Here is a 261-nt window from a genome sequence, read left to right as displayed (position 1 = left end):
GGACAGATCCCCTCCGAGGCCGGTGCGGGCACACCAGGCCAGGAACGGTCGCAGCGCGAGGGCGCGGGCGCGGTGCTCCTCGGCGAACCGGTCCAGGTCACCCTGTTCGATGTCGGCGAGGTCCGTGGCGTGCTCGGTGAGCCAGTTCATGAAGCGGGCGGTGACGACGATGGTCGCTCGGGCTGCGGAGATCGCGCCGTGGGTGAGGGTCCCGTGCTGCTCCTGGCGGCGCAGCCTGCTCAGCACCTGCCAGCGGGCGAA

General features: G+C 72.0%; 1 pseudogene. It reads right to left on the bottom strand.

Annotated elements, in window-relative coordinates:
* Positions 1-261 (bottom strand): annotated as a pseudogene (locus tag Q0967_RS17355) (hypothetical protein); the annotation flags it as partial.

It is taken from the genome of uncultured Serinicoccus sp., from assembly GCF_947500995.1.
GTDB lineage: Bacteria > Actinomycetota > Actinomycetes > Actinomycetales > Dermatophilaceae > Ornithinicoccus.
Note: the sequence above shows the minus strand (reverse complement) of the source record. Positions and strands in the feature narration are given on the sequence as shown.